The 14,655-nt window shown below is 66.2% G+C and carries 13 protein-coding genes, 1 tRNA gene and 1 pseudogene; 11 read left to right on the plus strand and 4 right to left on the minus strand.

What is annotated here, in order from left to right:
* The first annotated feature begins 536 nt into the window (after positions 1–536).
* Together AB0I67_RS41450 and AB0I67_RS41455 are read left to right on the plus strand one after the other, a co-directional pair.
* Positions 537–1,175: an HNH endonuclease family protein gene (locus AB0I67_RS41450; protein ID WP_357936176.1), complete on the plus strand. Its 639-nt coding sequence runs from the start codon at positions 537–539 to the stop codon at positions 1,173–1,175.
* A 199-nt stretch (positions 1,176–1,374) separates the two neighbouring features.
* Positions 1,375–2,268 (plus strand): hypothetical protein, encoded by an 894-nt coding sequence (locus tag AB0I67_RS41455; RefSeq protein WP_357936178.1) that lies wholly within the window; start codon positions 1,375–1,377, stop codon positions 2,266–2,268.
* Here AB0I67_RS41455 and AB0I67_RS41460 read toward each other — a convergent pair.
* A complete protein-coding gene (locus AB0I67_RS41460; protein ID WP_357936180.1) occupies positions 2,236–3,069 on the minus strand; it encodes an enoyl-CoA hydratase/isomerase family protein in 834 nt (277 codons plus the stop codon). The genes AB0I67_RS41455 and AB0I67_RS41460 overlap by 33 nt on opposite strands.
* A gap of 107 nt (positions 3,070–3,176) precedes the next feature.
* On the opposite strand from AB0I67_RS41460, the gene AB0I67_RS41465 reads away from it, so the two are divergent.
* A complete protein-coding gene (locus AB0I67_RS41465) occupies positions 3,177–3,782 on the plus strand; it encodes a helix-turn-helix domain-containing protein (RefSeq protein ID WP_357936182.1) in 606 nt (201 codons plus the stop codon).
* 66 nt (positions 3,783–3,848) lie between these two features.
* On the opposite strand, the pseudogene AB0I67_RS41470 reads toward AB0I67_RS41465, so the two are convergent.
* A pseudogene (locus tag AB0I67_RS41470) lies at positions 3,849–4,121 on the minus strand (IS30 family transposase); the annotation flags it as partial.
* A 98-nt stretch (positions 4,122–4,219) separates the two neighbouring features.
* Here AB0I67_RS41470 and AB0I67_RS41475 point away from each other — a divergent pair.
* The 4 genes from AB0I67_RS41475 to AB0I67_RS41490 all read left to right on the plus strand — a co-directional run bounded on the left by AB0I67_RS41475 (position 4,220) and on the right by AB0I67_RS41490 (position 7,780).
* Complete coding sequence (locus AB0I67_RS41475; protein ID WP_357936184.1) at positions 4,220–6,589, plus strand: NACHT domain-containing protein; 2,370 nt, start codon at positions 4,220–4,222, stop codon at positions 6,587–6,589.
* 225 nt (positions 6,590–6,814) lie between these two features.
* Entirely contained in the window at positions 6,815–7,081 is a 267-nt protein-coding gene (locus tag AB0I67_RS41480) for a hypothetical protein (RefSeq protein ID WP_357936185.1), read from the plus strand.
* On the plus strand, positions 7,078–7,500 hold the full coding sequence (locus AB0I67_RS41485; protein WP_357936187.1) for a hypothetical protein: 423 nt from the start codon (positions 7,078–7,080) through the stop codon (positions 7,498–7,500). The genes AB0I67_RS41480 and AB0I67_RS41485 overlap by 4 nt, the downstream gene beginning before the upstream one ends.
* Positions 7,501–7,714: 214 nt before the next feature.
* Positions 7,715–7,780, plus strand: a tRNA-OTHER gene (locus AB0I67_RS41490).
* Between the two features lie 445 nt (positions 7,781–8,225).
* Here the strand turns inward: AB0I67_RS41490 and AB0I67_RS41495 are convergent.
* On the minus strand, positions 8,226–8,654 hold the full coding sequence (locus tag AB0I67_RS41495; RefSeq protein WP_357936189.1) for a hypothetical protein: 429 nt from the start codon (positions 8,652–8,654) through the stop codon (positions 8,226–8,228).
* 50 nt (positions 8,655–8,704) lie between these two features.
* On the opposite strand from AB0I67_RS41495, the gene AB0I67_RS41500 reads away from it, so the two are divergent.
* From AB0I67_RS41500 to AB0I67_RS41510, 3 genes are all read left to right on the plus strand, one after another.
* Positions 8,705–9,292: a hypothetical protein gene (locus tag AB0I67_RS41500; protein WP_357936190.1), complete on the plus strand. Its 588-nt coding sequence runs from the start codon at positions 8,705–8,707 to the stop codon at positions 9,290–9,292.
* 100 nt (positions 9,293–9,392) lie between these two features.
* Positions 9,393–10,256 (plus strand): DNA alkylation repair protein, encoded by an 864-nt coding sequence (locus AB0I67_RS41505; RefSeq protein ID WP_357936192.1) that lies wholly within the window; start codon positions 9,393–9,395, stop codon positions 10,254–10,256.
* A gap of 401 nt (positions 10,257–10,657) precedes the next feature.
* Positions 10,658–11,137, plus strand: coding sequence for a TipAS antibiotic-recognition domain-containing protein (locus tag AB0I67_RS41510; RefSeq protein WP_357936194.1), 480 nt, complete (start codon positions 10,658–10,660; stop codon positions 11,135–11,137).
* A gap of 533 nt (positions 11,138–11,670) precedes the next feature.
* On the opposite strand, the gene AB0I67_RS41515 is transcribed toward AB0I67_RS41510, so the two are convergent.
* A complete protein-coding gene (locus AB0I67_RS41515; protein WP_357936195.1) occupies positions 11,671–12,198 on the minus strand; it encodes a BTAD domain-containing putative transcriptional regulator in 528 nt (175 codons plus the stop codon).
* 1,623 nt (positions 12,199–13,821) lie between these two features.
* Here AB0I67_RS41515 and AB0I67_RS41520 point away from each other — a divergent pair.
* Positions 13,822–14,655: FG-GAP-like repeat-containing protein (locus AB0I67_RS41520; RefSeq protein ID WP_357936227.1), on the plus strand; the 834-nt coding region annotated here is incomplete at its 3' end.

Genomic DNA, 14,655 nt, shown 5'->3' on the forward strand with positions numbered 1-14,655 from the left:
GTGGAGCAGCGGCCGAGGAACGCCGTCCTGGGCCTGGAAGCCGTCGCGGCCTGGTATCCGGGCAGGTCGCTCAGGTCGATCGGGGCATCGAACACGGGGGTGGGCCGTCCTAGCGGGAGAAGAGGAGAAGCCAACGAAAGCCTGCTCGGGATCAAGCAGCTCCACCCCCACGTGCGTGGGGAGCATCCCGCGTCCGCGGGATCGAGGGCCGCGCCGATGCGCGCCCGTACGCATGATCGGCCCATCCGCCCGGCGCGTTACGCGCACCGGCCGGCGCACCGGCCGGCGCGCCGGCGGAGTGCCGGCGGATGCGAAGGAGCCCGCTCTCCGCGAGAAGAGCGGGTTCCCCGCCCGAGGCATCCGTCACGCTACGCCATAGCAAGGCGAAACTACGCGACCCAACCGCGCCGGCAGCGGCATGGCGCGCGCGTGTCGATCCTGGCCGTTGCGCCGGGCTGCCGAGACCATGGCTGCTGCCTCCCGCACGCCGCCCTGACCTGCATCCCCAGCGCGGGAAGCAGAAAGGGAACCCTTCCGTGCGCTGGCCCGCTCTCCTGACCGCCGCCGCCGTGATCGTGCCGCTGGCCACCGGCCCGGCCCCGGCCTCGGCTGCGGCTGCGGCTGCGCCGCCCGGCATCCCCACCGCGGTGGCCGCCGCCGCGCACCTGGCGGAGCTGACGGTGGAGGCTGAGCGCAACTCCGGCAGCTACCGCCGGACGCTGTTCCCGCACTGGGCGACGGTCCGTGGCGCGTGCAACGTGCGCGAGGTTCTGCTCGCGCTCGAAGCCGAGTCCGTCACCGTCAACCGGGCCACGTGCGCGCCGACGTCCGGCCGGTGGACCAGCCCCTACGACGGAGCCCGGCACACCGACCCAGCTGGCCTCGACATCGAGCACATGGTGGCGCTGAAGGAAGCGTGGGAGTCCGGCGCGCACGCCTGGACGACCGCCCGCCGCAAAGCGTTCGCCAACAGCCTGCTCGACGGACAGCTGTGGGTCGTGACCGACCACGTCAACCAGGCCAAAGGCGATCAGGACCCGGCGACCTGGCGGCCGCCGCTGGCCGGATTCCACTGCACGTACGCCCGGGCGTGGATCGGGGTCAAACGTGCCTGGGAGCTGACGATCGACCCGCAGGAGAAGACCGCGCTGGCGGAGATGCTAGACGCCTGCTGACCGCCGACCGCCACAGGCCGACCGTCTCCCTTCCTCCAGCGTGAACACCGAGCCCCTCAAGTTTCTTGACCTGTTTCGGGCTTTACCGGCTCGGCACTCGGGGGATTGCCGGGCCATGCCGCTGCCCGTCTACCAGCCGATGATCGCCCAGACCGGCGCGTTGCCGCCGGCGGGGGAGCAGGATCGCTGATCGGCGGAGATGAAAGGGGACGGCATGCGCAGTCTGCTCTACGTCGAAGGCGGCCGCGTGCGGCTGCAGTCCCGCAACGGCGCCGACGTCACCAGCGGGTTCCCCGAGCTGCAGATGCTCGCCGGCGCCGTCTGCGAGCACGCCCTGGTCCTGGACGGCGAGCTCGTGGCCTTCGACGACGCCGGCCGCGTCAGCTTCGGCGCGCTGCAGCCGCGCATGCACCTGCGGCGACCGGCGCGCGTGGCCGAGTTGGTCCGCACCGTCCCGGTCACCGTCATGCTCTTCGACGTCCTGCACGTCAACGCCGCCAGCACCGTCCGCCTGCCGTACACCGAGCGGCGCGCCCTGCTGGAGAGCATCGTGCCGCCCGGCCCCCGCCGGCAGGTGCCGGTCTACTTCGAAGACCACGCCGAACACGCCCTGGACCTCAGCAGCCGGCTCGGCCTGGAGGGCGTGGTGTGCAAGCGGCTCAACTCGGCCTATCTGCCGGGGCGCCGCTCCAGCCTGTGGCGCAAGATCACGCACTTCCAGGCCCGGGAGATGGTGATCATCGGGTGGCGGCCCGGCGGCGGCCGCCGCTCCGGGCGCGTCGGCTCGCTGCTGCTCGGCGCACCGGACGAGCGCGGGCGCCTGGTGTACGTGGGGCACGTCGGCACAGGCTTCACCGACGCCATGCTGCGCGACCTGGCCCAGCACCTGAAACCGCTGGAGCAGCCCGAGCCCGCGTTCACCGGCGCGGTGCCGCGCGAACACGCCCGCGACGCGCACTGGGTACGCCCGCACCTCGTCGGCGAGGTGCGCTTCGCCGAATGGACCGGCGATAAGAGAGGCCTCAGGCCGCATCCAGACAGCGCCTTGCTGGCGCTGGAGTCATTTGGAGTCGCGCCCGTTGGCCTTGCCTGAGCTGATGCCGAACATCTCGTGGGCCAGGCCGAACCCGAAATCTTGAACCAGGCGGCGCTTCCAGGGCCGTTGGAGGATGGCGTGAGTGAGGCGGCGGGTGGCCCGTGGTCTCTGCATGATCATTTCGGCGATTTCCCACGCCCGAGGTAGTAGCCGCTCTTGCGGCAAGACCTCGTTTACCAGCCCCAATTGCAGAGCGGTGGGAGCGTCGATCTGCTCGCTGGTGTACAGGTAGTAGGCAGCCCGCTTGGTGCCCATCAGCTCCTGGAAGCTGAGATGCTGGCCGTCGCCGGGTGCCACGCCGGTCAGGAAGTGGGGGTCGGCAATCGTGGTTTCTTCGGAGCACAGCGTGATGTCGCACAGCAACGCGATCTCGGTGTGCGCGACGCCGGGTCCGTTGATCGCTGCGATCGTCGGGATATCGATGGCGAAGATCAGATTTTCGAGAAGCTTCGTTGCGTCGTAGTAGGCGTGCTCGTAGGCGAAGCCGTCCGGCCACTGGGTGGGAGGCTCGGCGTATGAGGCTGGGGAGGCGTCGAGCCAGCGGTCGCCGGTGCCGGTGAGGATGAGGACCTCGTTACGTGGGTCGTTGCCGATTTCCTGCCATGCCTGACCCCAGGCGTTGTGCAGCCCGAAGCTGAAGAGTGCGGGGCCGCCGTCGGTGTGCATGCGCACTTGGATGATGCCGTCGCGGCGTTCCATGACGAAGTGGTCGGAGTATTTTTCGGCGTAGTCGTTGAATTCCGGGCGCTTGACGAAACCGCCGATCCGAGCGTGAAGGTCGTTGAGTTCGGAGGACATCGTCCCCGCCTTTCGTATGCCTGAGTTGATGGCCGGCCGCCGTAACGGAGGCTGCCTCCGGCAGTATGCTGGAGGCAGCCTCCGTTACGCAAGCAAGGAAGTTCCGCATGATGACGGCCGAGCCGCGAGTCCCGCGGCGCCCGATGCGCTCCCACGCGCGCCGCAACTACGAGCACCTGCTCGCTCAGGCCCGTGCCGCCTTCGCCGAGCAGGGCATCAACGCGTCGCTGGAGGACATCGCCCGTGCCGCCGGAGTCGGTATCGGGACGCTTTACCGCCATTTCCCCACCCGCCAGGCACTGCTGGAAGTGCTGCTCCATGACAGCTTCAACGACCTTGAGACCCAGGCGCGTAATCTGATCAAGGCCGACCCGCCGGGCGAGGCGCTGGCGTCCTGGCTGCGGATCCTCGCCGCGCACGCCGCCACCTACCGAGGGCTGGCCGAGGCGCTGATGAGCACATTGCGCGACGAACGGTCGGCCCTGTATGCCTCATGCCAGGCACTGCACGCCGCCGGAGACCAACTGCTCGCCCGCGCGCAGGAGGCGGGCGAAGCGCGGGCCGATCTCGACTCATGGGAACTGTTCACCTTGGCCAACGCGATGGCTTGGGCATCTGAGCAGAGGCCGGGCACCGCCGACCACACCGACCGTTTCCTGAGCCTGCTCTATGAAGGCTTGCGCCCGGGCATGTCCCACACCATCAGCCCATAGACCGTGCCGCGTCCCGTGATCTTTGTCAGCCCGGCTCAGAAATGAAGCGGTCGAGCCTGCTGGCCCGTAGCGCGTGATCCGTTCGACCAGGGTGCCGATCGCCGAGGTGCCGTTCCTGCCGATGATGCAGTCACCTTCCCAGTGGCCGGGCATGGCGCGGTCATCAGCCTCGGCGGGTCGCTCGCTGATCATCACCATAGGGGCGCTGTAGCGGGGCTGACGCTGCTGGGCCTGGCGAAGGGGCTTGCGCATCGCGCGGTCCGTGCGTAGGGCCCGGGTCAGCTCGCGGCGCAGTTCGCCGCGGCCCTGAACGCAGAGCGCTTGGTAGATGGTTTCGTGGCACCCGGTCAAGCTCGTCGACTCCTGCAGCTACAACTCCAGCCGCTACGACTACAAGAACTGCCAGTGACCGAACGCCTCCAGCGGGCCGGCTGGAGGTGTTCGGCTTCAAGCAGGTCCGCTTCCCCGAGCGCATCCGCACCCGGCCGCCGTCCAAGGATGGCGCGCTCAAAGGTAGCGTGATCACCTTCGTGGCTTGTGAGCCTGATAACAGTGCCCTCCACGTGGGTCACGATTCGTGTGCAACCCCACCCGAGGGCCTTGCGCATGGTCACTATGTTGATGTGAACCGACGCAGGATCGGCTGGCGCATCCCGCTCGCCATCGTGGCCATCCTCTCCGCCGGCGCGCTGGCGTTTGCGGTATGGCGAGCGTGGACACCCACCGCCGAGGTCAACCTCGGTGACGTTGCCGCTGTGGCTTTAGCTGCCGCAACCGCGATCGTCCTGGTGTGGGTGTGGGCGTGGGGGCGCCACTCGGCCACGGGCCCCGTCCCATCTGACATCGACCCCAACGCCGCCGCTGATGTGCTGGCCGGACTGGTGGAACGGCAGTGGCTCGCCGAGGCCAGCAACCGATCTCTGGACGATCCCGGACCGATCCCCGTCCGCTGGCAGCTGACCAGCGACGAGACCGTGATGAGCCACCCCCGCCTGATCTCCGCTGCAGACGAGCTGACCTTTACCGGCCAAGCAGACGACGTCGCGGCCCTGGCCCGCGCCTTCCGTAACCTGAGACGGCGCCGCCTGGTCATCACCGGCGGGGCAGGCATGGGCAAGACCAGCCTGGCGGTGCAACTGCTGCTACAGCTGCTGTCCACCCGCAAAGCCGACAAGGCCAGCCAAGCCGCTGGAGAGAACGAGATTGTGCCCGTGCCGGTGCTCCTGCCGATCTCCGGCTGGGACACCCGCAGTCACCCTCGTCTGCACGATTGGCTCGCCGCCCGGCTCGCCGACGACTACCCCGCCCTGAGGGCCCCACAGCTCGGCACCGGTGCCGCCGCCGCGCTGGCCAACGGCGGCTACATACTGCCGATCCTGGATGGACTGGACGAAATCTCCGACATCGCCCGCGCCGACATCATCGCCGCAATCAACGCCTCCCTGACCGCCCGCGACCAGCTGATCCTCACCAGCCGCACCACCGAGTTCAGCACCGCCGTCCGCGCAGCCGGACGGCCATTGACCGCCGCCGCAGTCATTACTCCCAAGAGCTTGTCCCCCGAGGTTGCCGCCGATTACCTGACCGCCTGCCTGCCCGCTGAGCCGCCGCCCGCCTGGACCGCTGTAGTGTCCGCGCTCCGTTCCCGCGCCGCCCCCGGCCTGACCGCGCTCGCTGCCACCCCCCTGGGTCTGTGGCTGATCCGCACCGTCTACCTGACCCCGGGAACCGACCCCTCTCCGCTAATCGGCCCCCTCGCCAGCGACGCCACGGCGCTGCGCACGCACCTGCTTGACCATCTCATCAGCGCCCTCATCACCACACAACCACCCAGCACCGACCCGGCCCACCACTCCCGGCCCCGACACCGGCTGGACCCCTCCACCACCCGCCGCTATCTGACCCACCTGGCTCGCGTTTTTCCCCCCGCCACAACCCGAGACATCGCCTGGTGGCACATCGCCCACGTCACCCCCCACAGCTGGCTCCTGAACATGCTCGTGGCCGGGCTTGTGACCGGGCTTATGACCGGGCTTATGATCGGGCTTGTGGCCGGGCTTATGACCGGGCTTATGACCGGGCTCGGGGTCGGGCTCGTGGGCGGGCTCGTGGGCGGGCTCGCGGACAGGTACGAAGGACAGGCCTGGCCTGATGAGACACCCGGCTACGCCAGCCTCCGTGAACCAGCTCTCCTCCTTCGCTATCTCAAGGACGGGCTCGGGGTCCTGCTTTTGGGCGGGCTCGCGAGTGCGCTCGGGGCCTGGCTCGTGGGCGGGCTCGGCGTCGTGCTTATAGCCGGGCTCGGCATCGGGCTCGTGATCGGGCTCGCGAGCATTTTGATCGAGTGGATAGAACAGCCCACCCTCACATCTATGAGCACCCCCCGCTCCAGCTGGCGGTCTGACAGAACGCTCACCCTTCTCCGCGTAGTCGTGGGCGGGCTCGTGGTCGGGCTTGTGGCCGGGCTTGTGGCCGGGCTTGTGGCGGGGCTTGGGGCTGCGCTTGTGGTCGGGCTTGTGGTCGGGCTTGTGGTTGGGCTCGGGGTTGGGCTCGTGGGCGGGAACCACCACGCGTGGCTGGCATGCACCATCGCGATAGCCTGGCTGGCCTTAGCCCGGCGGCTTCCCTGGCGGCTCATGGATTTCCTCGACGACGTCCACCGTCTAGGCCTGCTGCGCGCCGTCGGGCCGATCTACCAATTCCGGCATGCCGCGCTACACGATCATCTCGCTGCTGTACCGCCCAAGGCGAGCGCTGGTGATCCAGGCCCGAGCCGCTCAGTTCAACATGGCAGTGCGCAACAGTAAGACTGGGACACGCGGGAGAAAGAGGGCCCTCAGGTATCGACGCGGATGCGCCAGATGCTCACGGGCTTCGCCTCGACCGTGTACAGCCCGAGCAGACTTGCGATGAACAGCTCGTAGGCGTCAGGGATGCCACAGATGCGGGTGGGCGTCCGACGGAGCAAACGATCACGCTCCCTTCGTGCATACCACGGTTCTACCGAGTAGAATTCTGGTATGACTGAACCTATGACGAGCATCAAGGTTCCCGAGCGCGTCCGTGAGCTCATCCATGAGGTGGCCGCCCAACTTAGCAAGGAATCCGGGCGCTCAGTCCCGATGGCCGAGGCCATCGTTCGCATGCACGGCAGCTTCGCCACCGAGCGGCACCGTAACCGGCTCGCCTGGGAAGAGGCCGCTCAAGAGGTGAAGGACGACACTGACGCGATGGCCCGCGCGCAGGTGACCGCCGACCGGCTGAACGCCCTCCTTCAGGCGCGGCAGGCGGGCCGGTGACCATCCTCGGATACGTCCTGGACGACACCGTCCTGGTCGAGGTCGGCCGCGGCGATTTCGACGTTCGCGCGCTCATGGTCATCTTCAACCAGTCCGACACCCGCACCAGCGTCCCCGCGATCACGCTGGCCGTGGCGGAAGCCTCGCTCTCCCCTGACCAGCGGCGCGTCGTGCGAGGCATGATCGACGCGCTCGACAACGTCGAGCTGGCACTCGTGTCCACCCAGGACGAAGCGGCCCGCCTGTCGGAGGTCGTTGCCCGCATGATCCCGCCGGCCGACATGGCCGCAGCCCACGCCATCGCCGTCTCCCAATATCTGGACTGGCCCATCCTCACCATGAGCCGCAAACGGTGGGCTCCCGTGGCCGCCGAACTGCCCTGGCGCATCGAACTGGTGGAGATCCGCGACCCCGAGTAACCCCAGACCCCCTAATGTGGTCGCGAAACGGGCAAACGGCGCGATACCGTAGGTCTTGATCAACCCCCCCGCGGGCCTCGAGCGCGAGGCTCGGTGTGGGCACGGGTCGAACGGCGTCGGTTATCTCTTTCTGCAAAAAGATCAAGTCCGGCGCCATCGTCACATCCGCGCCTGCTCCCGGCCTCGCGCCCCCGGTGCGGTGCGGAGTGGGCGCGGGTCGAAGTTCGTCGGTTATCCACTGTTAATGGGGTGTGCGCAGGTTCGAGTCCTGCTCGGCCTTCGGGCCGGTAGCTCAGTTGGCAGAGCACCTAAACGCCGGTGAACATCCCATATCCGCGCCTGCTCTGGACCTCACCAAACCCGCTCGCCGGTGGCGCTGGCTGCGCGGGTCGAATCCACGTCGGTTATCTCCACAGAGAACGCAGGTTCAAATCCTGTCGGGCCGTCTGACAGCCTGGCGCCCCACATGGTGAGGGGCAACCCGGCCGGAGGCCCACATCCGCGCCGCCTGCAGCGCCGACGAGACCCAGGGGGGCGGGTCGAAGCCGTTCGGTTATCTATGGGAACCGCAGATGCGGGGTCGACTCCCCGCCGCCCGGCCACGTCGGCGCCATCACCAGGTCGTACAGCGGCCGATCCGGTGGAGCGACCAGGCCCGGGCAATGCTACGGGGCCAGGGAGCGACGCAGGGCGGTACGGCGGACGCTCGGTGGCGGGTACCACGGTTACCGGCGTTGGCGTTGGCGTCCAGCTGTGAACAGAGCGCCGGTGAAGGCGAGGGTGGCCAGGCCGTAGTTGACGATCGGCGGGGTTGGCAGGAACACCGCCGACAGCGCACAGCAGGCGAGGGAAGCCACCGCGCCGAGAAGCGTGACCGGCCGGCGCCGGTCGGGGTCCTCGACGATCCGGTCGACGAGGACGAACAGCAGGCCGATGATCATGTTGAAAATGCCGATCGCGATGCTGAACCCGGTGTAGATGTCCCACTCGGTGCGCCGGATGCCGAACAGCTCGAACGGGTGTGCGCGCAGGACGGCGTTCAGACTCGCGGTGGCGACGCTTTCCGGTTGGAGTCGGTCCAGCAGGTCGAGCGTGAGGTGGCCGGCGCCCGTGATGAACCAGATCCAGGCGCCCACCCGGAAGAGAACTCGCATCACCGCACTCCTCATCATTGCTACGGATGTAGCGACACTACACTTGTAGCATGGGGACCGTAAGTGCATGTGACACAGATCGCAAGACCCGGCTGGCCGACGCCGCGATCCGGATCGTCGGCGACGAAGGTTTGCGCAGCCTCACGCACCGCGCGGCCGACGCGGCGGCTGGCCTGCCGCCAGGAACGTGCAGCTACCACTTCGGGACAAGGAGCGAGCTGCTGACTGCGGTGCTGCACCGCATCGCCACGCTGGACCAGGCCGACTTTGACGCAGCCCTGGGCGGCAGACAGCTGAGCGAGATGGACATCGACGAAGTCGTCGACGGGGCCGTCACGGTGCTAACGCTTTGGCTCGGTCCGGCCCGCACCCGCAGCCGCGCTCGCCTGCTGCTCTCGCTCGACCCGCAGGTCCGCCAGCTTGCCGAGCCGACCGTCCAGACCCTCGCCACCATGTTCCAGCACTTGGCTGTCCAGCTGACCGGCGACGCTGGCACAGCACGGCTGCTGATGGCGTTCGTCGACGGGCTGGTGCTCGACGAGCTGATCCGCGCAGATGCACCCGCCGACGCCGAGCGGTTGCGGTTCGCCATCCATGCCCTCGCCACGACCGTGATACCGGTGGCACCTCCGTCGTGACATCGCCGTCAAGCCGACCGAGACTAACCTGCCTGCTGACGGTCAGGGATGCACTGACCGCCGTTCACTTCGGCAGTCTGAACGACTCGGCGAAGCGTACGTGAGCCCGGTGGAAGACGTGGCATTGCGTGGCCTGACCGTCGCCGGCGCGGATGGCTACCACTGGATCTACCTCGCCGCCGAGCACCATCCGCATTCCTGGCCGGTTACTCTGGATGGCACACGACCCTCATTCAACCTGTTGAGTCGCCATGACTCGATAGGACCAGCACACGCGAGAGGCGGAGCGATGACGGCCAGAATCACTGCTGACGACGTCGCCCTGCGGTTAGAGGCCGCCGCTGACGAGGCCGAACGCGCTCGGATCAGGAAGCGTCTATCCGACCCCGTCATTCAGGTCCTCGGTGTCCGCATGGGAAGCGTGTTCGACATCGCAAGGCTCGCGCAGGGTATGGAACTCGCCCAGGTTCATCTGCTCTTGGACTCCGATGTCTACGAGATGCGGATGGTGGCGGCAGCGGTGCTCGATTTCAAGACGCGCGGGCGTGGAGTTTCGGAAGAGGACCGGACGGCCCTCTACGAGGTCATGATGTCCCGGATCGACAGGTTCAACACCTGGGATCTCATCGATCGTGCGGCGCCGCGCGTCGTCGGGTGGTATCTCCTTGACAAGCCGCGAGATGTGCTTTTCGACCTCGCCCGCTCTGATGATCGCTGGCGGCGACGTCTGGCCATCACCGCAGCGTTCTGGATCATTCGCCAGGGCGACCTCGACGACCCGCTCATGCTTTGTACGCTTTTGGCCGGCGATCCGGAGCGTCTCGTGCAGACCAATGTGGGTGTGGCCCTCCGCGAGATCGGGCGAGTCGATTCACAACGGCTGACCCGCTTCCTCGATCAGCACGAGGGGGAACTTTCGGCCGTCGCGCGGCGCACAGCGCGCACAGCGCTGACAACCGCCTGACCTCCCGCCGCCGCATCCGGCCGAACGAACGAGCACAGCGAGGCGGCGACAGCGCCGCAGCGCAACGCGTCGCCGTGGTGGAACGGTTCATGAGGGCGTGCGCCGGAAGCAGGAAAGCCCGGAGAGGCGCAACCAGCTCATGACAGTGAGCGTGCCCACGTAGATCGCCGACCACGGGGGCACCTGCGCTCAATGGCTACCAGCAGCAGATACGTCGCGCTGATCGCCAGTGCCGTGATCAGGGCATATCTGGCCCCAGCACTCGGTACGGTGTGGTGAGACGGCCTGGCGGCGCCGAGCCAGGTGTCGGTCGCGCCTCAATGCGCTCCGCGTGGAGGCCGGGGGGTCGATCGCCACCGGCTATTGAGCCTCACCTAACGTTAGACCTTACCGTCAACCCCATGAGCGATGACAAGATTCAGTCCCCTCTCAGCGACGCCGACAAGCGGGAGGTATGGGGGGAATGGGCGGACAACGAAGAGCAGCACTTGCAGGAAGTCGAACAGCGCTGGGGTGACTCGCAGGCTTACGCGCAGACAGCCAATCGGGTAGCTCGATACGGCAAGCGTGAGTGGGAGGAGATCAACGCCGACAACGCCAGCATCGAGGGACGCATCCGGGAGTTGATGGACGCGGGCTGCGACCCGACGAGCACGGAGGCTATGGACGCGGCCGAGGCACAGCGAGTACATGTCAGCCGCTGGTTCTACGACATGAGCCACGACTTCCACGTTCTTAAGAGCCAGCTGTATGTCGACGACCCGCGTTACCGCGCCGGCATCGAAGACAACACTCGCCCAGGGGCTGCTGAATGGCTGCAAACGGCCATCAAGGCCAACGCTGCCCGGGCAGCTGCCGCCTCGCGCACACCGGGTGCCTGACCCACCTCAACTGCCCATGGTCTGGAGCATAGGTCTGCACCGGAACCGTCGGGCAGGGCCCGGGCAGGCCTGCGCTGTCTATGCCCAACTCGATGACTGCCATTCTGAGCGCAAGCTTTGCCGCATACCCGGTCTGATGTACCAGCACAACACGTAGTCAGTGCCGGGAACGCACGTTCCCGGCACTGACTACGTAGCTTCATTCCATTCGAGATCACTTCTGCCATGGTCGCCGTCAACCAGCTGCTAGCGCAATGAGGCCAAGCGTCGCCAGCAGATGAGGACGCACGCCAGTTTGAGGAAGGCTTCGTGGACGTCTGCGTGGGCCGCGACGGGAGCGGATGCTCAGGATCATGAGCGCCAGCGGTTCCAACTCCAGGCTGACGTGTGCTGGCGCCGTTGATCCTGACAAGAGATCACCGGACCGGTCCGATCGGTGCTCAGGCGATTCCCTCTCGGACCGTAGGCTACGCGGGGGCAGACGCCTCCGCTGGAAACCCCACCCGCGCGGCCGACCGTACCATCTAAGGCGATCAACGGAATGAGGCGGAGGCGGTGGTAAGCCGTGTCGCTTCAACTCTCGTACATCGGATCATGTGCATCACCCCCGCGCTTGCCGCTCGCAGCCACCCCTGACCGGCGCCCCCAAATGGTGTGCCCCTGTGCAACGCCATGGCCTTCGCGTAAACGCCGGAAGCTTGGTCCAATCTGCCGTCCGCCGCCAGGTGCCGGGCGAACTGCCGGTAGCGGCGGAACTGCTGGACATCTGTCGAAGCGGCCGTGGGTAGCAAGCGGTAACCCTGCCTTTCCTCGACGAGGAAGGCTTCGTTTGCGAACTTAAGACTTACGTTCAGCTGATGAACGAAGTATTCGAGCAGCTGCTTGCGCGAGTCAGGAGGATGCTCCCCCCACAGCGCCTCATGGAGTGCTTGACGGGTTACCAACGATCCCGGCGACAAACTGACGGCACACAAAACAATGGAGGAGCCTTCGCATTTCAGTCGCACCGTCTGCGACCCAACGCTGGCTTCCACGTGGCCCAGAAGGTTGATGTTGATCATCGATTTCTCTCTTGATCCATGTTCAAAATGTTGCCCCGATCAGTCATCCCAGCGACAAGCGGTGCGGGACTCCTTGCCGTCCGCATCCGTTGCAGCCGTGCCATTGAAGCCGGACGCTTGCATCCGCAGCACGGTGAACAGGGCGGTCATCCTCCTGTGACGGTGCGATCGGGGTGAGGGCGTCAATCAGCACGCAGCTGGATCTGCCACGATGAAGTGGCGTTTCCGAAATTCTCGCTATATAGCTCCAAGCTAGCCGACAAGTCACCGCCGAGAACACGTCTCTCCACTTCCGCATCGACGTTGTCCACGTGGAAGTTGACAGCAGGCCGTTGAACGGGGCTAGGTAGGCGCTCGACAGGGCTGGGCGATACGGGTTGGGCAGAGAGTATGCGGAGGATAATGGTCCTGCCCGGCGCAGGCCGACGTGCCAGTGAGCTTCGAATGTCATCTCGAATCCCTGTGGATTGACATAGAAGTCGACGGAGCCGCGAATCTTCGATATGTAGCTGATCAGGCGATGAGGTTGTAAGCATCGGCGCTTCCTTCATTCGCATGTTTCGGTGCCGGGCGAAGCCATATCCCGGGGCTTCGAATTGCTCCACAAGGTCTTCTGCGGAATCAGCTCGAAGCGTTGTCGCCGCACCCGGTCGCCACGGAGCCTGCGCTGCCGGCAATCCGCAGCAGACCGCCGATCACGCGTCCGGTGTAGACGACGCCCTTCGTCAGAAGCCTCTGCTGCCTGCCGGCACGCTCGACAGCCTGGCCGCGCCAGGTGCAAGAAGCAATCGTTGCGAAGTTGCTCGAAATGATCCGCCCCTCGCCACGGACGTGGTGCGGTGGCGCTGTCGGGGTCCGAACGGTGACCCAAGACTTTAAGGCGGTCTCGTCCTGGGGATGACAGGCGAGTTATGCAACAGGGGCGGCCTGGTGGCTGTCATGGTCACGGTCCGACTGTCTACCGCGCCTCGCGAGAGCTTCTGATGAATGAGCCTCAGCAGCTATCCGAGTGGGTCGTCTCCCATCCCTTTATCAGTTGGCGTCACGCATCTGGGTCACGTGGCGCGGGCGCCGCCCTGTCGTGAATGGCAGGCGAATGCTCGTTCTGTGCAGCCGACGCAGCTCTGAAACCGTCCCGAGGTCGCCTTGAAGGCGTTTCGAGCATTGTGTGCCCTACCGTCTGCAATGTCTGACCGCCCGGCGTTGGGCCGGGTGTGAGCATTTATGTACGAGGCCAAAACGTTGTCGACCAAGATGCTTCAACTCTGTGAGCTGATATCTGCGCAGCGGCCGCACACCGGCTTAACGCAGCCCGTCCAATGATGGCGTGGCCATGCGTCGGGAGCGGTTGTAGCCATCGGGGCGGACTTTGGACTACCCCCTTACGCACAACGAAATCAGTGGATGCCTTCAAGCCCGAACTCCTCTCCTCTTCCCTGATCGCAAAGACGCAGAAGCAGCACACAAGTCACCGACCTCTTGGGTCAACGGAGTTGGACTCAATCCCCTCAGCTGCGACTTCTCAAAGGAGTGCCAGTGACCCATTCTCTGATCAGTAGCCGCTCGACACCCAAGCGGATTGCTGTCTCACTCGGGTGTATTCTCGCCCTATTAGTCGGGCTAGTGTGCGCCGACATCAGAGCTGCCCATGCCGTCAGCCGCAGTCAGATCGTTGCCGTCGCCCAGGCCGAGGTCGGGGCTTCCGAAGCGAATGGCGAATGCCTCAAGTACGGTCCGTGCCAGTCACAGGAGTGGTGCGCGTACTTCGCCTCGTGGGTTTGGCGCGCGGCTGGGGTGAGTCCCGTGTTCTCTACAGCGATCGGCCGTGGAGTCGGCGCGTGGGGGGTCGAGCAGGGACTCTTCAGTGCACGTCCTTCGGGAGGCATCGGAGATCCGCGGCCAGGTGATCTCGTCGTCTACGGTGCGCCGGCCTACACTGTCGGCGGTCACGTCGCCGTCGTCGCCTCGGTCAACGGCAACGGCACCATCGACACCATCGACGGAAACTGGAATGAGCAAGTGGTTCGGAGAACCATTGATCCAGTGTCCGCTCGAGGAGGATCAGACAATCTCCTTATCTCAGGCTACGTTCGCCCACCGGGCGTCACCTCGGGATCGACTGGTCAGGTCTCGGATTTCAACGGTGACGGCCGCGCCGATGTGCTCGGTGTGAACAGTGCGGGGGACCTGTACTGGTACCGCAACAACAGCAACGACGTGAGCACCGGCGTCAAGATCGGTCAGGGCTGGGGGACTTGGCGGCACGTGTTCGCCGCCGACTTCAACGGTGACGGCCGCGCCGACGTGCTCGGCGTGAACAGTGCGGGGGACCTGTACTGGTACCGCAACAACAGCAATGACGTGAGCACCGGCGTCAAGATCGGTCAGGGCTGGGGGACTTGGCGGCACGTGTTCGCCGCCGACTTCAACGGTGACGGCCGCGCCGATGTGCTCGGC

Origin of the sequence: Nonomuraea sp. NPDC050310 (assembly GCF_040655795.1) — a bacterium.
Classification (GTDB): Bacteria; Actinomycetota; Actinomycetes; order Streptosporangiales; family Streptosporangiaceae; genus Nonomuraea.